Origin of the sequence: Telluria antibiotica (assembly GCF_011682055.1) — a bacterium.
Classification (GTDB): domain Bacteria; phylum Pseudomonadota; class Gammaproteobacteria; order Burkholderiales; family Burkholderiaceae_D; genus Telluria; species Telluria antibiotica.
This window is the reverse complement of sequence record NZ_JAAQOM010000004.1, coordinates 226315-247066: the sequence shown is the minus strand read 5'-3', so window position 1 is coordinate 247066 and position 20752 is coordinate 226315. Positions and strand designations below refer to the sequence as shown.

Sequence of the window (20752 nt, the reverse complement as noted above, 5' to 3'; positions counted from 1 at the left end):
ACGCTTATGAAATTTATTATCTGCCTATTAGTTCTCGAAGTCAAAACAGTGTCGCGCACTTGTGCGTGGTCTTTCCAAGTCCTTGAAACGAATAAGAAAATAAATAATTTAAATAGGATCGAGGACCACGTCTTTACCCTGGTTTTGGTATTAACGACATGATTTCCATTCGGGACTTTTGCCCCCGGCAGCGGCAATCGTGTTTATTAATTGGTAAGTAAATAGTGCACCATCTTGCTAAGCAGTGGCGCACGCGTATCGCGTCCCGACATACCAGGAATTCTCCCGTGAAATGAGAGGCGGGCAGCCATGCGCTACACTGGTCGCCTGTATCCATTTCACGATCCATCGCGGAGATCCCATGCTGAACGACCAGCTGCGCCACCTGCTGCAGGCGATGCCGAAAGCAGAATTGCACATCCACATCGAAGGTTCGCTCGAGCCCGAGCTGATTTTTGAGTTAGCGCAAAGGAATCGGGTGTCGCTGCCGTATGCATCCGTTGAAGCGTTGCGCCAAGCGTACGCTTTCACCGATTTGCAGTCTTTCCTGGACATCTATTACGCGGGCGCAAGCGTGCTGTTGACCGAGCAGGACTTCTACGACATGACGATGGCGTACCTGCAGCGCGCCGCCGCCGACAACGTCCGCCACGCCGAGATCTTCTTCGATCCGCAGACCCACACGGCGCGCGGCGTGCCGTTCAAGACGGTCATCGACGGCATCTGGCGCGCCTGCCAGGACGGCCCGATCAGCGCCACGTTGATCATGTGTTTCCTGCGCCATTTGTCCGAGGAAGAAGCCATCGCCACCCTGGAGGAAGCGCTGCCGTTCCGCGACAAGCTCATCGGCGTGGGCCTCGATTCGTCCGAAGTCGGCCATCCGCCGGAAAAATTCGCGCGCGTGTTCGAGCGCGCGCGCAACCTGGGCCTGCACCTCGTCGCGCACGCGGGCGAGGAGGGGCCGCCGGCGTACATCGAGAGCGCACTCGACGTCCTCAACGTCGAGCGCATCGACCACGGGGTGCGCTGCCTCGAAGACCCCGCGCTGGTCGAGCGCCTGGCGCGCGAGCAGATGGCGCTGACCGTATGTCCGCTGTCGAACACCAAGTTGCGCGTGTTCGACGTGATGGGCGACAGCAACCTGCGGCGCCTGCTCGACGCGGGCCTCGTCGCCACCGTGAACTCGGACGACCCCGCGTATTTCGGCGGCTACGTCAACGACAACTACCTGGCCGCGTTCGACGCGCTGCCGCTCGACGCGGGCCACGCGCGCCGGCTCGCGAAGAACAGCTTTGCCGCTGCCTTTGTCGAACCGGAGCGCAAGCGCGCCTGGCTCGCCGAGGTCGACGCGTTCTTCGACGCCGCGCAGGCCGCATGACATGCTGAAGCAATCGCTGCGCATGACGATGCGCGACTGGCGCGCGGGCGAATTGCGCTTCCTGCTGGTGGCGCTCGTGGTCGCGGTGTCGGCGTTGGCCGCCGTCGGCTTTTTCGTCGACCGCATGCGCGCGGGTTTGAACCGCGACGCGCGCCAGCTGCTTGGCGCCGACCTGCTCGTGAATGCCGACCAGCCGCTGCGCCAGGACTGGCGCGACGAAGCGGTGCGGCGCGGGCTCGTGCTGGCCGACACCGTCACGTTTCCCAGCATGGCGCAGGCGGGGCAGGGCGACGCGTCGCAGGCGCTGCTCGCGTCCGTGAAGGCCGTGTCGCCGGGCTATCCGTTGCGCGGCACCATGCGCGTGACGACGAGTCCGATTGACGCGAGCGAAGCGCTCGGCGACGTCACGCACGACACGCCCGCGCCGGGTACGGTGTGGGTCGACGTCAACCTGCTGCCGCCGCTGCGCGCGAAGGTCGGCTCGACGATCCAGCTGGGCGACAAGAGTTTCAAGATCGTCCGCCTGATCGCGTCGGAGCCGGACCGCGGCGCCTCGTTCGCCAACTTCGCGCCGCGCGTGATGCTGGCGCTCGGCGACCTGCAAGCCACGGGCCTCGTCGACAATTATGCGCGCGTCACGTACCGCATGCAGGTCGCGGCGAAGTCGCCGAACGACCAGGCTTCCGTCGCCGGGTACGAACGGTGGCTGCGCGGCAGGATCGCTGCCGACAACGTACGTGGCGTGCGCATCGAGACCCTGGAAAACGGCCGCCCCGAGATGCGCTCGACGATCGACCGCGCCGAGCGTTTCCTGTCGCTCGTCGGTTTGTTGTCGGCGATGCTGGCCGCGGTGGCCGTCGCGATGGCCGCACGCCGCTTCATGCAGCGCCACCTCGACGCCTGCGCCATGCTGCGCTGCCTCGGCATGACGCAGAACGAGGTCGGGACGCTGTTCCTCGTCGAATTCCTCATCGTCGGCCTCGCGGGCAGCGTGCTCGGGGTGCTCGTCGGTTTCGGCGCGCACTTCGTGCTGCTCGAGATGGTCAAGGGCCTGATTCCGACCGAGCTGCCGCCCGTGTCGGCGCTGCCCGCGCTGCAGGGCATCGCCACCGGCCTGCTGCTGCTCGTGGGTTTCGCGCTGCCGCCCGTGCTCCAGTTGCGCAACGTGCCGCACAACCGCGTGATCCGGCGCGAGCAGGATGCACCGAAGCCGCTCGCGTTGGCTACGTACGGCCTCGGCACCGCGGTCTTCGTCGGACTGCTGCTGTGGCAGGCCGGCGACCTGCAGCTCGCGCTGCTGACCGCGGGCGGCTTCACCGGCGCCTTCGGCCTGTTCGCGCTCGTCGGCTGGCTGGCGCTGCGCGGTTTGCGCAGCGTGCGCGGCGCGTTCCGCCACCAGGCGTGGCGCTTCGCCGTCACGTCGCTGCAGCGGCGGCCCGGCGCGACGGTCGTGCAGATCGTGTCGCTGTCGCTGGGCCTGATGGCGCTGCTCGTCCTGACCGTCGTGCGGGGCGACCTGATGGCGGCCTGGCGCACGGCCACGCCGCCCGATGCGCCGAACCGCTTCATCATCAACATCCAGCCCGACCAGCGCGACGGCGTCGCGCGCACGATCCGCGCGGCCGGCGTGCGCGACGTCACCTTGTACCCGATGATCCGCGGCCGCCTCGTCGCGGTGAACGGCAACGCGGTGACGGCGACCACGTACACGGACGAGCGCGCGAAAGGCCTCGCGGAGCGCGAGTTCAACCTGTCGTCCACCAGCGCGCTGCCCGCGACGAACGAGATCGTGCAAGGCCGCTGGTATCGCGACGCGCCGGGCGTGGCCGAAGCGTCGGTCGAGCAGGGCCTCGCGCGCACCTTGCGCCTGAAACTGGGCGACACGATGCGCTTCGACATGGGCGGCCAGGTCGTCGACGCGCGGATCACGAGCCTGCGCAAGCTGGAATGGGGCTCGATGCGCGCGAACTTCTTCGTCATCATCAACCCGGCCGCCATGCGCGACGCACCGACGACGTACATGACGGCGTTCCACCTGCCTGCGCGGGGCATCGGCCTCGCCAACACGCTGACGCGCGCGTGGCCGAACCTCACGGTCATCGACGTCAGCGGCATCCTGCGCCAGGTGCAGGACGTGCTCGACCAGGTCGTCGTCGCCGTGGAATTCCTGTTCCTGTTCACATTGGCCTCCGGCGTGCTCGTGCTGTACGCGGCGCTGATGGGGTCAACGGCCGAGCGCACGCGCGAAGCGGGCCTGCTGCGCGCGCTGGGCGCCACGCGCGGCCAGCTGGCGCGGGCGCAGCGCATCGAGTTCGTGCTGGTCGGCGGCCTGTCCGGCCTGCTGGCGGCGTCGGGCGCGGCGGCGCTGGGCTGGGCGCTGGCCGAGTACCAGTTCAAGTTCCCGTGGACGTTCGATCCGACCGTCTGGATCGCGGGCCTCGTCGCGGGCGCCGTGTGTGCGCTGGTCGGCGGCTGGCTTGGCCTCCGCAATGTGTTGCGGCAGCCACCGTTGCAGACGCTCAGGGAGGCGTGACATACCCGCGGTGCGTGCGTTGCGCTATCATGGATGGATGTCCGATACCAACGCACCCCAAGAGTCCCAGGACGCGCAGGAAGAGACTCGCAGCCTCTACGAAATCATCGGCGGCGAAAGCCGCCTGCGCGAACTGGTCGACCGTTTCTACGACCTGATGCAGCTCGAGCCGGATTTCGCCGGCATCCACGCAATGCACCCCGTCCCCAACGACAGCTCGCGCGACAAACTGTTCATGTTCCTGTCCGGCTGGATGGGCGGACCGAACCTGTTCATCGAACGCTACGGCCACCCGATGCTGCGCGCGCGCCACCTGCCGTTCGCGATCGGCACGTCGGAGCGCGACCAGTGGCTGCGCTGCATGGCGATGGCGCTGGAAGATCTCGGCTACGACTACGATCTGCGCCTCGCGCTGATGCAATCGTTTTATCAGACGGCCGACTGGATGCGGAACCGGGCTCACTAAATGTCGACCCTGGAATTCATCGTGCTCGCGGTGGCGTTGCTGGCCGTGCTCGGCCTGCAGGCCGTCCTCTTGAGCCGCGCGCGGCGCGGCGGCGACGAGCGCCACGCGTTCGAACGCCTGGAGCGCGAACTGCGCCAGGAATTGCAGGCCAGTGCGCAGGCCACGCGCCAGGAACTGGCCGCGCACCTCGCGCAGAACCAGGCGGCCACCGTCCAGCAGCTGGACGGCATGCGCCAGCAGATCCAGTTGAATTCCCAGGGCGGCCGCGAAGAGCAGGCGCGCGCGCTGAAGCGCTTTTCCGACACGTTGAACGGCGCGCTCGCGAACCTGACGGAATCGAACGCGCAGCGCATGCTCGAGATCCGCGCGACGCTCGAGACGAAGATCCGCGACCTGCAGGCCGACAACGCGCAGCGCCTCGAAGAGATGCGCCAGACCGTCGACGAAAAGCTGCACGCCACGTTGGAGACGCGCCTGACGGAATCGTTCCGCCAGGTGTCCGACCGGCTGGAAAAAGTCCACCAGGGCCTGGGCGAGATGCAGCAGCTGGCCGTCGGCGTGGGCGATCTGAAACGCGTGCTCGTCAACGTGAAGACACGCGGCACGTGGGGCGAGGTGCAGCTGGAGATGCTGCTCGAGCAGATCCTCACCGTCGACCAGTACGCCAAGAACGTCGAGACCGTGCGCGGTTCGAACGCGCGCGTGGAGTTCGCGCTCAAGCTGCCGGGTGTCGTCGACGGCGGTCCGCCGTTGTGGCTGCCGATCGACGCCAAGTTCCCGAAAGAGCAGTACGAGCGCCTGCTGGAAGCGGCCGAGCAGGGCGATGCCGACGGTGTCGCGCGCGCGGGCGCGGAGCTGGAACGCGCGGTGCGCGGCGAGGCGAAGACCATCTGCGAAAAATACGTGGCGCCGCCGCAGACGACGGACTTCGCCATCCTGTTCCTGCCCACCGAAGGCCTGTACGCGGAAGTGATGCGCCGTCCTGGCCTGGCCGACGATCTGCAGCGCTCATTGCGCGTGACGATCGCGGGGCCGTCCACGTTGGCGGCGCTGCTGAGCAGCCTGCAGATGGGCTTCCGCACGCTGGCGCTGGAAAAGCGCTCGTCCGAAGTGTGGCAGGTGCTGGGCGCCGTGAAGACGGAGTTCGGCAAGTTCGGCGACGTGCTGGCGCAGACCAAGCTCACGCTGGAACGCGCGGCGAAGAACATCGAAAGCGCCGAGGTGCGCAGCCGGCAGATGGCGCGCAAGCTCAAGTCCGTCGAGGCGTTGCCGAGTGAGGCGGCGCAACTGATGCTGGGCGCTTCGAGCGTCGACACCGATGATTGAATGATGGGCACGGGGTGCCCATCCTACGTACCCTCGATATTGCCGTTGGGTGGGCACCCCGTGCCCACGCGTACGTTTACCCGCAATATTGCCGTTGGGTGGGCACCCCGTGCCCACGCGTACGTTTTACCCGCGATGTTGCCGTTGGGTGGGCACCCCGTGCCCACGCGTGCGTTTTACCCGCGATATTGCCGTTGGGTGGGCACCCCGCGCCCACGCGTACGTTTTACACGCAATATTGCCGTTGGGTGGGCACCCCGTGCCCACGCGTACGTTTTACCCGCAATATTGCCGTTGGGTGGGCACCCCGTGCCCACGCGTACGTTTTACCCGCGATATTGCCGTTGGTGGGCACCCCGTGCCCACGCGTACGTTTTACCCGCGATATTGCCGTTGGGTGGGCACCCCGCGCCCACGCGTACGTTTACCCGCAATATTGCCGTTGGGTGGGCACCCCGTGCCCACGCGTACGTTTTGCCCGCGATATTGCCGTTGGGTGGGCACCCCGTGCCCACGCGTACGTTTGATTGGCCTCTGATGCTATCGATAATTGACGGCGTACGATCGCCGGATCATGACCTGCTATCGACGAACTCGAATCGGGAATACCTTCTTCTTCACGCTCGTCACCTATCATCGACGCCCCATTCTGTGTCATCCGACGATCCGGCTTTCATTACGTCGCGCGCTCGACGACGTGCGCAAGACTCGTTCGTTTGCGATCAATGGCTGGGTGTTGATGCCTGATCATCTCCACTGCATCTGGACGTTGCCTGATGGTGATTTTGATTTCTCTACGCGCTGGTCGCTGATCAAGCGTTCCGTTTCACGTTTCTCGTCGGATATCGCGCTTGATCCAGCCGTGCGTAGCGCTTCCAACCGCAAACATCGCGAATCAACGATCTGGCAACGACGGTTCTGGGAGCATCTCATTCGTGACGACGTCGATTTCGAGCGGCATCTCGATTACATCCATTACAACCCTGTGCGGCATGGCTTTGTGACGCGTGCGGTCGATTGGCCGTATTCGACGATCCATCGGTACGTGCGCGATGGTGTCTATCCGGTCGATTGGGCGGGCGGGCCGGATCCCGGATGGGGTGATTTTGAATAGTTGATTGGTGTTCGAAGGTTCGCGTGGGCACGGGGTGCCCACCCTACGTGACGCGTCGCGTATCAGATCAGGCCCTCGAACAGCAGCACGTCGACCAATTCGCCCGCCTGCACCGTGCCCTGCTCATCATGCAGCACCACCATGCAATTCGCCTCCGACATCGACCGCAGGATACCCGACCCCTGCGCTCCCGTGATCGTGACAGTGGGCTGCCCATCCGCGGCGCGGGCCAGGATGCCGCGCTGGTATTCCGTGCGGCCGGGCTTCTTGCGGATCGTCGCGGCCGCGCGGGCGCGCACGAGCTCGAGCGGCGCGTCGGCGCCCATCATGCGCAGCAGCGCGTCGCGCGCGAAGAAGTAGAACGACACCATCACCGCGACCGGATTGCCCGGCAGCCCGAACAGGAAGGCACTGCGGCCGTTCGAGTGGATGCGCCCGAACGCCAGCGGGCGGCCTGGGCGCATGCCGATCTTCCAGAACGTCACGTCGCCCAGGCGCGCCATGATCTGCTTCGTGTAGTCGGCCGCGCCCACCGACACCCCGCCCGAGGTGATGATGGCGTCCGCGTTCTCGCACGCGTCGCGCAGCGCCTGTTCGAGCGCCTGCGGATCGTCGCGCACGACCCCCATGTCGATCAGGTCGCAGCCCAGGCGCTGCAGCATGCCGTAGATCGTGTAGCGGTTGCTGTCGTAGACGCAGCCTTCGTCGAGTGACTGGCCGATCGAGCGCAATTCGTCCCCGGTCGAGAAGAATGCGACGCGCAGCCGGCGCTGCACCGGCACTTCAGCCACGCCCAGCGACGCAAGCAGCCCGAGGTCCGCGGGACGCACCACCTTGCCGGCCCGCAGCGCGGCGCTGCCGGACTTGAGGTCTTCGCCGGCCAGGCGGCGGTTGTCGCCGGCGCGGATCGTGCCCGGCGCGATGACCATCGTGTCGCCTTCGACGCTGACGAATTCCTGCGGCACGACGCTGTCGCAGCCGGCCGGCATGACGGCGCCCGTCATGATGCGCACGCACTCGCCCGGCCGCGGACTGCCGTCGAACGCGCGGCCCGCGTACGCGGTGCCGATCACGGCAAGACGCGCGGGCGCATCCGCCGGCAGGTCCGATCCGCGCAGCGCAAAGCCATCCATCGCCGAGTTGTCGTGCGACGGCACGTCGATGGGAGACACGATGTCGGCCGCCAGCACGCGGCCCAGCGCCGCGCGCAACGCGACCATTTCCGTCGCGCGCACGGGCGTGACGAATTCGCGGATGATGCGCTGGGCGTCGCGCACGGGCAGGGCGTCCGGATCGTAGGCGGACAGGCAGCTCACGACGTCGGCCAGGCGCGGCGGCTTGGTCGACCCAGTATCCAGCTCGTGCAGCTCGTCCAGCGTGTTGATGTTGCGGAAGGCATCGGCGTCGTCGAACAGCACTTCGGTCACCTTGATCTGCGGGTACCAGCCGTCCATGCGCCGGCCGCCGCCGTCCAGGTAGGCCGACAGCACGGGCTCCAGGCTCGTCTTCAGCAGGCAGAACACGGGATGCACTTGGCGCCGGCCGTTTTCCTCGGTGACGGCGACGGCAAGGTCGGCACCGGCCGCACGCAGGCCGTCCAGCAGGCGCTCGGCCAGGTCGGCCGGCAGGAACGGCGAATCGCAAGGCGCCGTGAGCAGGTACGTGGTCGCGCAACGGCGCAGTCCCGCCTGCAGGCCGGCCAGCGGGCCCGCGTAATCGGGCGTGTCGTCCGGCCACACGGGCACGCCGTACGCGGCATAGGTGTTCTCGTTGCGGTTGGCGTTGATGGCGACCGTCGCCACCTGCGGTTCGAGGCGCGCCAGCACGTGTGCGACCATGGTCGTGCCGCCGAACGGTTGCAGGCCCTTGTCGACGTGGCCCATGCGCGTGCCGCGGCCGCCGGCGAGGATCAGGCCGCTGATGGATTCCTTGTTCATATTGTTATCCGCCGATGTAGGACATTTCGATTTTTTGTGCATTCTCCGCGCGCTGGGAGAGGCCCGCCGTGTTGACGGTGCGGGTTTCGGAATAGCGGTCGTCGCGCGCGCGCCAGAGCCGGGCGATGGCCGTCAGCATTTCGTCGTCCGTGCGGCCGCCGCGCAGCAGCTCGCGCAGGTCGTGGCCGCGCGTCGCGAACAGGCAGGTGTACAGCTTGCCCTCGGTGGACAGGCGGATGCGCGAACAGTCGCGGCAGAACGCCTGCGTGACGCTGGAGATCATGCCGACTTCGCCGCCGCCGTCGACGTAGCGCCAGCGAGCGGCGGTCTCGCCCGCGTAATTGGCGAGGATGGGTTCGAGCGGCATCTCGGCCGAGATGCGGCGCACGACTTCGCTCGACGGCACGACTTCCGTCATGTTCCAGCCGTTCGATGCGCCGACGTCCATGTATTCGATGAAGCGCAGGATCGCGGGCGTGCCCTTGAAATGGCGCGCCATCGGCAGGATCTGGTCGTCGTTCATGCCCCCCTTGACGACCATGTTGACCTTGATGGGACCGAGGCCCGCGGCATGGGCGGCATCGATGCCGGCCAGGACGTCGGCCACGGCGAAGTCGACGTCGTTCATGCGCTTGAACACGGCGTCGTCGATGGCGTCGAGCGACACGGTCACCCGGTCGAGGCCCGCATCCTTCAAGGTCTGCGCCTTGCGCGCCAGCAGCGAGCCGTTCGTGGTCAGCGTGAGGTCGAGCGCGCGGCCGGACGGCGTCTCGATGGCGCGCAGCTGTTCGATGAGGCGCTCGAGGTTCTTGCGCAGCAGCGGTTCGCCGCCCGTCAGGCGGATCTTTTCGACGCCGTGCGCGACGAACAGCCGCGCGACGTGTGCGATCTCTTCGAAGTTCAGCAGCGCGGAATGCGGCAGGTAGGCGTAGTCCTTGTCGAAGACTTCCTTCGGCATGCAATACACGCAGCGGAAATTGCAGCGGTCGGTGACCGAGATGCGCAGGTCGTGCAGCGGCCGCCCGAGAGCGTCGGCGAGCAGGCCGTTCGGTGTCTCCAGCGTGTCGGGGACGGCCAGCGCGGGTGCGCGCGCGTCGGCCATCATGATGATTTTTTCAGCCATGCCAATACGATAGCAGAAGGCCGGCCAGGGCGCAGGCCAGGATGGTCTTGATTGTCCCGGTTCTGTAGCGCAATAACGCCACCGCGGCGGCCGAGCCGATGGCGATCGCATCCCAGCGCGGCGCGCCGTGCGCGACGAAGACGTGGGCGCCGAAGAACACGGCCAGGCTCGCGATGACGCCGACGACGGCCGCCGAGATCGCCGTGAGCGGCGCCGTCAGCCGCACGTCGCCGCGCGTGGACTCCACCAGCGGCCCGCCCGCGAGGATGAACACGAACGACGGCAGGAACGTGAAGAACGTCACGACGGTCGCCGCGGCCGCGCCCGCGAGCAGGCGCGCGCCGGGACCGAACAGCGCATGGCTCCAGCCGCCGACGAAGCCGACGAACGCGACGATCATGATCAACGGGCCCGGCGTCGTCTCGCCCAGAGCGAGGCCGTCGATCATCTGGCCGGCATCCAGCCAGTGATACTGCTCGACGGCATGCTGCACGACGTAGGGCAGCACGGCATAGGCGCCGCCGAATGTCAGCAGCGCCGTCTTGCCGAAGAATGCGCCCATGCGCGGCAGTTCGCCATCCGGGCCGTATGCGAGCGCCAGCGCGCACCAGGCCGCGAACCCGATGGCGCAGCCCGCCAAGCCGACCGTCGCCAGGCGCCGCCAGCTGAAGCGTGCGTGCGCCGGCGTCGGTGTCGTGTCGTCGATCACGGCCGGGGGATGCGGCGTGCCGTCCTTTGCGGCCGCATGGGCGCCACCGATGTCGAACAGCGCGGGCCGCAACCGTCCGCCAACCAGCCCGACCGCCGCCGCGCCCAGCACGATCAACGGAAACGGCACGCCGAGCAGGTCGATGCCGATGAACGCGGCGAGCGCGACGCCGACCAGCACGCCATTCCTCAGCGTCCGGCTGCCGATACGCCACGCCGCCGCCAGCACGATGGCGACGACGGCCGGCTTGATGCCCGCCATGATGCCGGCGACGGCGGGCAACTGGCCCCACGCCATGTAGATCCACGACAGCGCGATGAGCACGAGCAGCGACGGCAGCACGAACAGAACGCCGGCCGCGATTCCGCCCGGCACGCGGTGCAGCAGCCAACCGATGTAGATGGCGAGCTGCGTTGCTTCCGGTCCCGGCAGCACCATGCAGTAGTTCAGCGCGTGCAGGAAGCGCCGCTCGGAGATCCAGCGGCGGCGCTCGACGAGTTCTGCATGCATCATGGCAATCTGCCCGGCCGGCCCGCCGAAGCTGATGAACCCGAGTTTGAGCCAGTAGCGCAGGGCGGTGCGGAAGGGAACGAAAGCGGGCGGGGCGGACAAGGTCGATGGGCAACGGTTGAAAGATTGCCCATCTTACACGCATCAAACGGCTGTGCGATGGCTCACTTCGACGAGCACGCGGCCCGGCGCATGGACATAGAACAGCGTTGCGCCGCGCTGGAACGACACGGGCGGCAGGCCGTCCACGCCGGCGGCCTGCATGCGTGCATGGGCTGCGTGCACGGCTGCGTCGGAATCGACGACGAAGCCGACGTGGAAATTGTCCGGAAAATCTTGTACCCCCTCGGTGCGACGGCGCGTGAGGACGAGCGCGAATCCGCCGCTGCCGGTCAAGAGGGCGAAACCATTGTTGCCGCGCGTTTCGCACAGGCGGAAGCCGAAATGGGTCGTGAAGAAGGCGGCCGTGGCCGCGACGTCGGGCACGGGAAGGTCGAGATGGTTGAGTTGCATGGCATGCTCCGAAGATGGGTTCGCTCGGATGCATCGCAGGCACGCGCGAACGAACCCGTTGGGCGCTGGGCGCCGGACGGTTCGTCGCGGGTACTCATGCGCGTGCGCATGGAACAGAGCTTCGCGTCGGCGGCGGCGCGAAGGGACCGGGCTTACCAAATCCGACCCTGCCTTTTTCGACGCCGCCATCGTAGCACAGACGGCGTTGCAATAAAAAAAGGGAAGCACGCGGCTTCCCTTTTCATTGCGTCGCCTGGCTTATTGACGCGTATCCACCTGGATCAGCGGCTCGTCGACGGGCGGCGGCGCTGCCTTGCGCGTGCGGCGCGGACGTGCCGGCTGCTCGACCTGTGCGGCCGCTGCCTGGGCGGCGCGCAGCTTTTCCGGATCCGTCGATGCCAGCGTCAGGCCAGCTTGTTCCAGCAGCTCGTTCAGGTCGGCCGGTGCGGCAGCCACCGGAGCCGGAACAACAGCGGGCTGCTCGACTTCGGCCAGCGCCGCAACAGCAGCCGGTGCCGGAGCCGGAGCGGCGATCGGGGCAGGCGCTTCGACCGGCGCGGAGACAGCAACAGGCGCTGCAGCAGGCGCCGCAGCGGGTGCCGCTGCCGGCACGGTGCTTTCGACCGGCTGCGCGGCGGCGTCGTGCTCGGCCTTGCGGGCGACCGCGTCGGCGACGGATTCCGTGGTCGGGAATGGCCACGGCGCCTGGACGGCGGCGTCAGGCTCGACGGCCGGCGCGGTTTGCACTGGCGTCTCGGCCGGCGCCGCGGCAGCAGCCTGCTCCTGCTCGGCTTTGGCCCGAGCGGCCTGCGCGGCCTTGGCGCGGGCGGCTTCCGCCTGCTCGGCGGCAGCCTGTTCGGCGGCCGCTTTCACGGTCGCAGCCTTGACCGATTCGGTCGTCGGGAACGGCCACGGACCCAGCGCGACGGCCTTGGCCGGCTGGTCTTTCGTTGCCTTCGCCGCGGCATGGACCTTGGCGGCTTCCTCGTCGGCGACCGGCGTGAACGCAGGAGCGGCCTCGCCCTCGGCGGCCTCGTGCTCGGCGCCCTCGATCTGGTCGCGGTCGCGGCGATTACGGTTGCGGCCGCCACGACGGCGACGGCGGCGCGGCTCGTCGCCCTGTGCATCGGCATCGAGTTCATCCGTGGTCAAGCCGGCGTTCGTCACCGGCTTGAGCGCTTCCGGGATCTCCGGTTCGCCGGCCAGGGTGACGGCCGCCTGGGCCGCTACGGCCTGGGCCGCGTTCAGCTCCTCGCTCTTCGCTTCGGCAGGCGCGCGCTCGGCACGCTCCGCACGCTCGGCACCTTCGCGCGGCGGACGCGGCTGGCGCGGTGCGCGTTCCGGACGCTCGCCGCGCTCGGCACGTTCACCTCGTTCCGCACGCTCGGCGCGCGGTGCCTGCGGCTGGCCGTCCGCCGTGGCGGCTGCCTGCTCGCGCGGCTCACGGGGTTCGCGCGGCTGACGCGGCGGGCGCGGCGGACGTGCCGGCTTGCCTTCCGCATCGACCGGCTTGGCGCCTTCCTCGACACCCGCGGACTTCAGTTCGCGGTCTTCGCGCTCGGCGCGGTTCTTGCCGGCGCCCGGGGCGTTGCGGCTGCCGCGGCCATTGCGCTGGCCGCGGGCATTGCGCTCGCCGCGTTCGCCGGCGGCCGGGGCTGCCTCAGCGGGCTTCGGCGGTGCGACGGGCGCGGGCGGTGGCGCGACCGGGGCCGGAGGGCTGAAGAAGAAGTTGCGCAGCTTCGCGAAGAAACCTTCCTGGACACGGGGCGCGACGGGGATCGCGGCCGCAACGGGGGCGGGTGCCGGCGCCTCGACCGGCTTGGCCGGCTGGCGGTCGACCATCGGTGCCGGCTGCGCCGGGGTGATCGTCTTGACGACGGCTTCCTGGCGCGGCTTCGCTTCTTCCTTCTGGCGCTTGGCGAAGGCCATGTCGGTGTCGGCCGACTCGGCCATCGTGTAGCTGGCGGCGTCGTCGTCCAGGCGCGGATCGTCGTGCTTGATGCGCTCGAGCTTGTAGTGCGGCGTTTCCAGGTGCTTGTTCGGGACCAGGATGACCGTGATGCGGTGGCGCGTCTCGATCTTCAGGACTTCGCCGCGCTTTTCGTTCAGCAGGAAAGCGGCGACGTCGACCGGAACCTGGACGTGGATCGCGGCCGAATTCTCCTTCATCGCCTCTTCCTGGATGATGCGCAGCACCTGCAGGGCCGAGGATTCCGTGTCGCGGATGTGGCCGGTGCCCGAGCAGCGCGGGCAGGTCACGTGCGAACCTTCCGACAGCGACGGACGCAGGCGCTGGCGCGACAATTCCATCAGGCCGAAGCGCGAGATCTTGCCCATCTGGACGCGTGCACGGTCATGGTGCAGGGCATCCTTCAGGCGCTGTTCCACTTCGCGCTGGTTCTTGGCGACTTCCATGTCGATGAAGTCGATGACGATCAGGCCGCCCAGGTCGCGCAGGCGCAGCTGGCGGGCCACTTCGTCGGCCGCTTCGCAGTTGGTGTTGAATGCCGTGGTTTCGATGTCCGAGCCGCGGGTGGCGCGGGCCGAGTTGACGTCGATGGAAACGAGGGCTTCCGTGTGGTCGATCACGATCGCGCCGCCGGACGGCAGCGGGACGGTACGCGAGTACGCGGTCTCGATCTGGTGTTCGATCTGGAAGCGCGAGAACAGCGGCACGTCGTCCGTGTAGCGCTTCACGCGGTGCGCCATGTCGGGCATCACGTGGCTCATGAACTGCTGGGCCTGGTCGAAGATCTCGTCCGTGTCGATCAGGACTTCGCCGATGTCAGGCTGGAAATAATCGCGGATGGCGCGGATGACCAGCGACGACTCTTGATAGATCAGGAACGGACCCGGGGCCGACTTGCCGGCGCCTTCGATCGCGCGCCACAGCTGCATCAGGTAATTCAAGTCCCACTGGAGTTCTTCGACGTTGCGGCCGATGCCGGCGGTGCGGGCAATGACGGACATGCCCTGCGGCAGGTCCAGCTTGTCCATCGTCTCGCGCAGTTCCTGGCGCTCTTCGCCTTCGACACGGCGCGACACGCCGCCGCCGCGCGGGTTGTTCGGCATCAGCACGAGGTAGCGGCCGGCCAGCGAGATGAACGAGGTCAGCGCGGCGCCCTTGTTGCCGCGCTCTTCCTTCTCCACCTGGACCATGATTTCCTGGCCTTCGCGCAGGGCTTCCTTGATGGTGCAGTTACGGACGTCGACGCCGTCGCGGAAATACGAGCGGGCAACTTCTTTGAAGGGGAGGAAGCCGTGGCGTTCTTCGCCGTAGCTGACGAAGCAGGCTTCGAGGGAGGGTTCGATGCGGGTGATGACGCCTTTGTAGATATTCGATTTGCGCTGTTCGCGACCAGCGGTCTCGATATCGATGTCGATCAGTTTCTGGCCGTCGACGATCGCTACGCGCAACTCCTCTTGCTGCGTAGCGTTAAACAACATACGTTTCATTTTTATAAACTCCGCGACCCGTGGGCCGTTTCATGCCGTCTGCTGACAGAACGGCGAAAGTACAGGGATGTACGCGGGGAACGGAGTGTTGGCGGTGGTATGCCCGAGGTGTGACACGGCATTGCCGGCCACAGGGCGCAGTGGCGTCGAACGTGATTGCCTTGCGCACGAACGTCTCGCCGGCCCGGGCGGCCCGATCGGGGCGGCACAGGGGCAGGCAAGCGGTGCGACGCAGCCAGACTTTCAGTTGGCACGCAGACCGGGCAGTGAATCAGGCGAATATCAGCCTTGATTCCAGACCGTGATTGCTGCCTGTGGAACCCGGGAACCGCCGGGCCAAGCGATGCTGAAGGGAGCCGCGATACGGTCCTCGAGGGTTGCGGTGCGTACTGCGCATCTGCATGACCTTCCCGGATCACTTGTCTCCAACAACACTGCTACCGCTCACGACGGCTTCTAGGTTCTTACTTCGGGTCGGGCGAAACGGCAAGCGTTATCGACGCCATCACCCGGCGAGCCGACCCGGGGGCCGGCTTGCCGGTACTTATCCTTACAATTCCAAACAATCCAATCCTGCATCCCGTACGGCAACCCGATTGCAACTGCGGTGCAACCCAGGCTCGCACAGGAATGTGCGTACACGTCTAGAAATCCCGTGAACTCCACCGCTGCGCTTTCGCATTGCCGCTGCGATGCCGCGACACTACTGCCGCTTGCGACGGATTCTGGGGATTCCGTTTTTTTCCATCGAATTTGCATTTTGGCGGGGCCGATGGAGACGCCCCTGTGTAAAATATCGTTTTAATTCTTACACCAGCAGAGGTTTGACCGCCGCCTGTCGATTATATATTCAAAATGAAGGACTTAGAGAGAATTTCTGGGAAGACAAAGCGAATGACCTTGCAACACGACGTCGTTCCCCCTTCATCACAGACAGACAGCCGCTCCGCGCCCACTGCCCAGTTTGTCACAATCACCGAGGAAGAAGCAGGCCAGCGCATCGATAACTACCTGCTGCGCGTCTGCAAGGGCGTCCCGAAAAGCCATGTTTACCGCATCCTGCGCTCCGGCGAAGTGCGCGTGAACAAAGGTCGCATCGATCAGTTGTACCGCCTTGTCGCGGGCGACGTCGTGCGCATCCCGCCCGTGCGCATCGCCGAGCGGCAGGCCGGCGCCGCGCCCGTGCCTGGGGCCGAATTTGCCATCGTGCATGAAGACAGCCATTTGCTCGTGATCGACAAGCCGGCCGGCGTCGCCGTGCACGGCGGCTCGGGCGTGTCCTACGGTGTCATCGAACAATTGCGCGCGGCCCGGCCGGACGCCAAGTTCCTGGAGCTGGTGCACCGTCTGGACCGCGAAACGTCCGGACTGCTGTTGCTGGCAAAGAAACGTTCCGCGTTGACGAGCTTGCACGAGCAAATGCGCGACGGCACAACCGACAAGCGTTACCTGACCCTCGTCGCCGGCGACTGGCGCAACCCGCGCCAGCACGTCAAGCTGCCGCTGCACAAGTACACGACGCCGGACGGGGAGCGCCGCGTCGTCGTGCAGGCCGGCGGCCAGGAATCGCACACCATTTTCAATCTTCTGCGCAAGTGGCCGGACTATGCGCTGCTGGAGGCCGAACTCAAGACGGGGCGCACGCACCAGATCCGCGTGCACCTCGCGTCGTCCGGCTTTCCGATCCTCGGTGACGAGAAATACGGCGATTTTGCACTCAACAAGCAGCTTCAGAAGGCAACCGACACGCGCGGCGCGCTACGTCGGATGTTCCTGCACGCGTACCAGATCACGTTCCAGCACCCGGAGAGGGGCAAGCCGCTGACCCTGAAAGCGCCGTTGCCGGCAGAATGCGACCGTTTCTTGGTAAGCTTGGGGCCTGCGCAAGAAGTCAAAGCACGTAATACCAATCGATAACGCGCCACCGGGAACCCGGTCCCGCCAGCGGCAGATCCTGCCGGCGGGAAGGGGAACTTGCAGGCGGGAATGAGGAGCCGGCGCCACGAGCGCCGCAAGACATGGCAAGAAAGCAATTCGATCTGATTGTCTTCGACTGGGACGGGACGCTGATGGACAGCACCGCCACCATCGTCAAATGTATACAGTCCGCCGCGAAGGACCTGGGCCTCGCGGTACCCAGCGATGCCGCCGCGGCCCACGTGATCGGCCTCGGCCTGGGCGAAGCCATGCAGGTCGTGATGCCGGACATCGATCCGGCCATGTATCCGCGCATGGTCGAGCGCTATCGCTACCACTTCCTGACGAAAGACCATGAGCTGGTCCTGTTCCAGGGCGTGCGGACGATGCTGGACGAGCTCTCGCAGGAAGGCTATTTCCTGGCGGTTGCGACGGGCAAAAGCCGGGTTGGCCTGAACCGTGCCTTGAACGCGGCGGGCTTGCTGTCGACGTTCGATGCGACCCGTTGCGCGGACGAGACATTTTCCAAACCGCATCCTGCAATGTTGCAAGAATTGACAAGGGAGCTCGGCCAGGACATGCGACGTACCGTTATGATCGGCGACACGACGCATGACTTGCTGATGGCCAACAATGCGGGCGCCGCCGGCATCGCCGTCGAGTACGGCGCCCATCCGGTCCAGCAATTGCAGGCATGTCATCCCGTCTTTACCGCGAAGAACGTGCCTGAACTGCACGCATGGCTGGTCGAGAACGCATGAGCAACACCGAGGACGTCTATATCTGCGAGTCGGCGGCCGTCGAGGACGGCGGCTTGGGCGTCCGTTTCCCGGTGAAGGCGTTCGGCGCCGATGCGACGGGTTTCGTCGTGCGTTTCAGGGGGACTGTCTACGCCTACCTGAACCGCTGCGCCCACGTGCCGATCGAACTGGACTGGTCCAAAAGCGAGTTCTTCGAGTCCAGCAAGCTATACCTCATGTGTTCGACGCACGGCGCCATCTATGTACCGGAAACGGGCGCCTGCGCAGGCGGGCCCTGCCGCGGCGGCAAGCTGCGGCCGATCGCCGTGCGCGAAGCCGACGACCGCATCTACTGGCGGCCGGACCAGTACCTCCGCCCGCCGGCTCACGACCTGACCGACAGCCAGGCGGGGTCACCTTCAACCAGGCATGTATGAGCGATAACAACAGGAACGACAATCCGAATGACCTTCGAGCGGCCGCGCCTGCGCCCTCGAGCAACTGGGAACGCGAGACCCTGGAGCGCCTCGTCTTTGCCACCGTGCGCGAGCAGCGCGCTGCGCGCCGTTGGGGCATCTTCTTCAAGCTATCCTTTCTTTTGCTGGCATTTTTCGCCATCTGGGCTTATTTCGACTTCAACTTCGGCAGCTCGGACATCGAGGCGCTGGGGCGCCACACGGCATTGATCGAAATCGACGGCGCCATCGAGGACGAGGGCAGCGGCGCGGCCGACACCGTGATCCCGTCGCTGAACAAGGCGTTTTCCGATCCGGGGTCGGCGGCCGTCGTCCTGCGTATCAACAGCCCGGGCGGCAGCCCCGTGCAGGCCGGCATCATCGTCGACGAAATCCAGCGTCTCAAGAAGGGCTATCCGAACAAGCCGCTGTACGTGGTCGTGGACGAAATCTGTGCGTCGGGCGGCTATTACATCGCGGCAGCCGCCGACAAGATCTATGTCAACAAGGCGAGTATCGTCGGGTCCGTCGGCGTGTTGATGGACGGTTTCGGCTTCACGGGCTTGATGGACAAGCTCGGCGTCGAGCGCCGCCTGCTGACGGCCGGCGAGAACAAGGGTTTCCTGGATCCGTTCAGCCCGCAGTCCGACAAGCAGAAGCAGCATGCGCTGGAAATGCTCAACGAGATCCACGAGCAGTTCATCGCCGTCGTGCGCGCGGGCCGCGGCAAGCGCCTGAAGGAAACGCCCGAGATTTTCTCGGGCCTGTACTGGACCGGCGCGAAGGCCGTCGAGATGGGCCTGGCCGATGGATTCGGTACCGTGGACACGGTCGCGCGCGACGTCGTGAAAGCCGAGGACATCATCGATTACACGGCACACGAAGGTTTGCCGGAACGGGTGCTGAAGAAATTTGGCGCGTCGGTGGGCGCCGGTGCCGTGCATTCGATCTACCGGGGCGCCGTGCCCAGCTTGCGCTGAGCACGGGCATCGATCGACGTATCGGTCTCGATAATTTGGCTTGAAACTTACGAACGGTGGGCTATAGTTGGTGTGTAGCTGTTTCGGCGCTAACGACAAGATAACAGCCTGTTCTTGACGTTGTCGGAACCGCTTCAGACCCGCATCCGTGCGGTTTCGAGAGAATTCAATTCCTCAAGCTGGAGTCCCAATCGGGAAGGAAACGACGGCGCATGCCGTCGTTTTCATTTTGGGCGTGCGTTGCCGGCGTCGGCCGGAAGGTCGCCTGCTGCGGGGGGCGAAGCGTGCCGGCTGCCATGTACGACGTGCTTCTTGCTGAGTTCGACGCGGTACGCGGGTTGTTGCGCTGTCTCCGCGACCACGCCGTCGGCCCCGTCATGGTCTGGCTGATGAAAACCCCCGGCTTCGAGCCACGCCTGAAACTGGCGCTGCCCCTGCTCGTACCACGCGGCGCGCATCGGCAACTGGTGCTCGAAACAATGTACATGCGGGATGTCGCCACCCCGCGTCCAACGCGCCAGCGCGAGCCGAGTCGGGAACAATGCCGCATATTCCTGGGCCACCTTCGTTCCGCTGCTTGTGGCCGCGAACGAAGAAGGGGTGCTCTGGTTCTGTTTTTTTTCGATCTGCACGTTTGCCTCGTGGTTGGGGTTGATCCGATGCGCCAGATGGTGCGGCCCACCTTTAGTCCTACACTCAGTAACTGTAGGTCGATTCCTAATCAGGTTTCAGTGTATCAACGGGGCATAGTCAATTCTTGAGATGTGTCAAACGAATTCTTGCTTCGAGTGGAAACCCCGAGTTTGCTGAACTTTGAGGCTTGCGTTCCTTCTGCTACAGTCTTGCCCCATGAGTAAACTATCCCTCGACCGCGTGCTCCAGTCGCAAGGCTTTGGCACGCGTAAGTACTGCCGCGCCCTTATCGAAGATGGCGACGTGACGATCAACGGCGAAGTGCACGACAACTACAAAACTCTGGTGGAGACGGACGGCCTCGTGCTGACCGTCTTCGATGAAGAGTGGACGTACCGCGAGCACGTCTATATCGCGTTGTACAAACCCTCGAACTTCGAGTGTTCGCGCAAGCCCAGCCACCATCCCGGCGTCCTGACCTTGTTGCCTGAGCAATTTACCTGGCGTGAAGTCCAGCCGGTCGGCCGGCTCGACCACGACACGACGGGGTTGCTGCTGATGTCGGACGACGGGCCGTTCATCCACGCGCAGTCGTCGCCGAAGCGGCATATCCCGAAGGTGTACCAGGCCACGACCCAGGAGCCCGTGACCCAGGCGCTCGTGGATCAGCTGCTGTCAGGTGTGCAATTGCATGACGAGCCCGCGCCGCTTGCGGCCCAGTCTTGCGTGCAGCGGGGTGATCATCAGCTGGAGATCGTGCTGGAGCAGGGGAAGTATCACCAAGTCAAGCGCATGCTGGCGGCGGCTGGCAATCACTGCGTGGCCCTGCACCGATCACAGATTGGCGGGTTGACGCTCGATGCGCTGGGGTTGAAGGAAGGGGAGTGGTGTTATTTGGAGCGGGCGCAGCTGGAGCTGCTTGTGCCGGGGTGAACTCGTCATGCGTTGCTTTCTCTGGCGGC

At 65.8% G+C, this 20752-nt stretch carries 16 protein-coding genes; 10 read left to right on the top strand and 6 right to left on the bottom strand.

Going from position 1 to position 20752, the window contains the following annotated elements; all coding sequences use genetic code 11:
• Nucleotides 1–361: 361 nt before the first annotated feature.
• The 5 genes from HAV22_RS08665 (at nucleotide 362) to HAV22_RS08645 (ending at nucleotide 6817) form a co-directional block, all read left to right on the top strand.
• Entirely contained in the window at nucleotides 362–1378 is a 1017-nt protein-coding gene (locus HAV22_RS08665; RefSeq protein WP_166858540.1) for an adenosine deaminase, read from the top strand.
• 1 nt (nucleotide 1379) lies between these two features.
• Entirely contained in the window at nucleotides 1380–3911 is a 2532-nt protein-coding gene (locus HAV22_RS08660; protein WP_166858538.1) for an ABC transporter permease, read from the top strand.
• Nucleotides 3912–3948: 37 nt separating this feature from the next.
• Complete coding sequence (locus HAV22_RS08655; protein WP_166858536.1) at nucleotides 3949–4377, top strand: group II truncated hemoglobin; 429 nt, start codon at nucleotides 3949–3951, stop codon at nucleotides 4375–4377.
• On the top strand, nucleotides 4378–5703 hold the full coding sequence (locus HAV22_RS08650; protein WP_166858534.1) for a DNA recombination protein RmuC: 1326 nt from the start codon (nucleotides 4378–4380) through the stop codon (nucleotides 5701–5703).
• Nucleotides 5704–6277: 574 nt separating this feature from the next.
• Complete coding sequence (locus HAV22_RS08645; protein ID WP_166858532.1) at nucleotides 6278–6817, top strand: REP-associated tyrosine transposase; 540 nt, start codon at nucleotides 6278–6280, stop codon at nucleotides 6815–6817.
• Nucleotides 6818–6879: 62 nt separating this feature from the next.
• Here HAV22_RS08645 and moeA read toward each other — a convergent pair whose 3' ends face one another.
• From moeA to HAV22_RS08620, 5 genes are all read right to left on the bottom strand, one after another.
• Nucleotides 6880–8754 carry a molybdopterin molybdotransferase MoeA gene (moeA, locus tag HAV22_RS08640; RefSeq protein ID WP_166858530.1) on the bottom strand — a complete coding sequence of 625 codons (1875 nt, stop codon included), beginning with the start codon at nucleotides 8752–8754 and terminating at the stop codon, nucleotides 6880–6882.
• Between the two features lie 4 nt (nucleotides 8755–8758).
• Nucleotides 8759–9877 (bottom strand): GTP 3',8-cyclase MoaA, encoded by a 1119-nt coding sequence (gene moaA / locus HAV22_RS08635; RefSeq protein WP_166858528.1) that lies wholly within the window; start codon nucleotides 9875–9877, stop codon nucleotides 8759–8761.
• Complete coding sequence (chrA, locus tag HAV22_RS08630) at nucleotides 9870–11198, bottom strand: chromate efflux transporter (protein WP_166858525.1); 1329 nt, start codon at nucleotides 11196–11198, stop codon at nucleotides 9870–9872. The genes moaA and chrA overlap by 8 nt, the downstream gene beginning before the upstream one ends.
• Before the next feature lie 42 nt (nucleotides 11199–11240).
• Nucleotides 11241–11609 (bottom strand): VOC family protein, encoded by a 369-nt coding sequence (locus tag HAV22_RS08625; RefSeq protein ID WP_166858523.1) that lies wholly within the window; start codon nucleotides 11607–11609, stop codon nucleotides 11241–11243.
• 258 nt (nucleotides 11610–11867) lie between these two features.
• Entirely contained in the window at nucleotides 11868–15065 is a 3198-nt protein-coding gene (locus HAV22_RS08620) for an Rne/Rng family ribonuclease (RefSeq protein WP_166858521.1), read from the bottom strand.
• A gap of 894 nt (nucleotides 15066–15959) precedes the next feature.
• Here HAV22_RS08620 and HAV22_RS08615 point away from each other — a divergent pair.
• From HAV22_RS08615 to HAV22_RS08600, 4 genes are all read left to right on the top strand, one after another.
• On the top strand, nucleotides 15960–16982 hold the full coding sequence (locus HAV22_RS08615; RefSeq protein ID WP_166858519.1) for an RluA family pseudouridine synthase: 1023 nt from the start codon (nucleotides 15960–15962) through the stop codon (nucleotides 16980–16982).
• A gap of 101 nt (nucleotides 16983–17083) precedes the next feature.
• Nucleotides 17084–17743, top strand: a complete 660-nt coding sequence (locus HAV22_RS08610; protein WP_166858517.1) for an HAD-IIIA family hydrolase — start codon at nucleotides 17084–17086, stop codon at nucleotides 17741–17743.
• A complete protein-coding gene (locus HAV22_RS08605; RefSeq protein ID WP_166858515.1) occupies nucleotides 17740–18159 on the top strand; it encodes a Rieske (2Fe-2S) protein in 420 nt (139 codons plus the stop codon). The genes HAV22_RS08610 and HAV22_RS08605 overlap by 4 nt, the downstream gene beginning before the upstream one ends.
• On the top strand, nucleotides 18156–19157 hold the full coding sequence (locus HAV22_RS08600; RefSeq protein ID WP_166858512.1) for a S49 family peptidase: 1002 nt from the start codon (nucleotides 18156–18158) through the stop codon (nucleotides 19155–19157). Before HAV22_RS08605 ends, HAV22_RS08600 begins: the two co-directional genes overlap by 4 nt.
• A gap of 224 nt (nucleotides 19158–19381) precedes the next feature.
• Here the strand turns inward: HAV22_RS08600 and HAV22_RS08595 are convergent, their stop codons facing one another.
• Entirely contained in the window at nucleotides 19382–19789 is a 408-nt protein-coding gene (locus HAV22_RS08595; RefSeq protein ID WP_166858510.1) for a hypothetical protein, read from the bottom strand.
• A 217-nt stretch (nucleotides 19790–20006) separates the two neighbouring features.
• On the opposite strand from HAV22_RS08595, the gene HAV22_RS08590 reads away from it, so the two are divergent.
• Nucleotides 20007–20723: a pseudouridine synthase gene (locus HAV22_RS08590; RefSeq protein WP_166858509.1), complete on the top strand. Its 717-nt coding sequence runs from the start codon at nucleotides 20007–20009 to the stop codon at nucleotides 20721–20723.
• The last annotated feature ends 29 nt before the right edge of the window (nucleotides 20724–20752 follow it).

Coding starts and splice junctions, on each gene's coding strand:
- HAV22_RS08665 (WP_166858540.1), top strand. CDS start 362: ATGCTGAACGACCAGCTGCGCCACCTGCTGCAGGCGATGCCGAAAGCA.
- HAV22_RS08660 (WP_166858538.1), top strand. CDS start 1,380: ATGCTGAAGCAATCGCTGCGCATGACGATGCGCGACTGGCGCGCGGGC.
- HAV22_RS08655 (WP_166858536.1), top strand. CDS start 3,949: ATGTCCGATACCAACGCACCCCAAGAGTCCCAGGACGCGCAGGAAGAG.
- HAV22_RS08650 (WP_166858534.1), top strand. CDS start 4,378: ATGTCGACCCTGGAATTCATCGTGCTCGCGGTGGCGTTGCTGGCCGTG.
- HAV22_RS08645 (WP_166858532.1), top strand. CDS start 6,278: ATGACCTGCTATCGACGAACTCGAATCGGGAATACCTTCTTCTTCACG.
- moeA (WP_166858530.1), bottom strand. CDS start 8,754: ATGAACAAGGAATCCATCAGCGGCCTGATCCTCGCCGGCGGCCGCGGC.
- moaA (WP_166858528.1), bottom strand. CDS start 9,877: ATGGCTGAAAAAATCATCATGATGGCCGACGCGCGCGCACCCGCGCTG.
- HAV22_RS08625 (WP_166858523.1), bottom strand. CDS start 11,609: ATGCAACTCAACCATCTCGACCTTCCCGTGCCCGACGTCGCGGCCACG.
- HAV22_RS08620 (WP_166858521.1), bottom strand. CDS start 15,065: ATGAAACGTATGTTGTTTAACGCTACGCAGCAAGAGGAGTTGCGCGTA.
- HAV22_RS08615 (WP_166858519.1), top strand. CDS start 15,960: ATGACCTTGCAACACGACGTCGTTCCCCCTTCATCACAGACAGACAGC.
- HAV22_RS08610 (WP_166858517.1), top strand. CDS start 17,084: ATGGCAAGAAAGCAATTCGATCTGATTGTCTTCGACTGGGACGGGACG.
- HAV22_RS08605 (WP_166858515.1), top strand. CDS start 17,740: ATGAGCAACACCGAGGACGTCTATATCTGCGAGTCGGCGGCCGTCGAG.
- HAV22_RS08600 (WP_166858512.1), top strand. CDS start 18,156: ATGAGCGATAACAACAGGAACGACAATCCGAATGACCTTCGAGCGGCC.
- HAV22_RS08590 (WP_166858509.1), top strand. CDS start 20,007: ATGAGTAAACTATCCCTCGACCGCGTGCTCCAGTCGCAAGGCTTTGGC.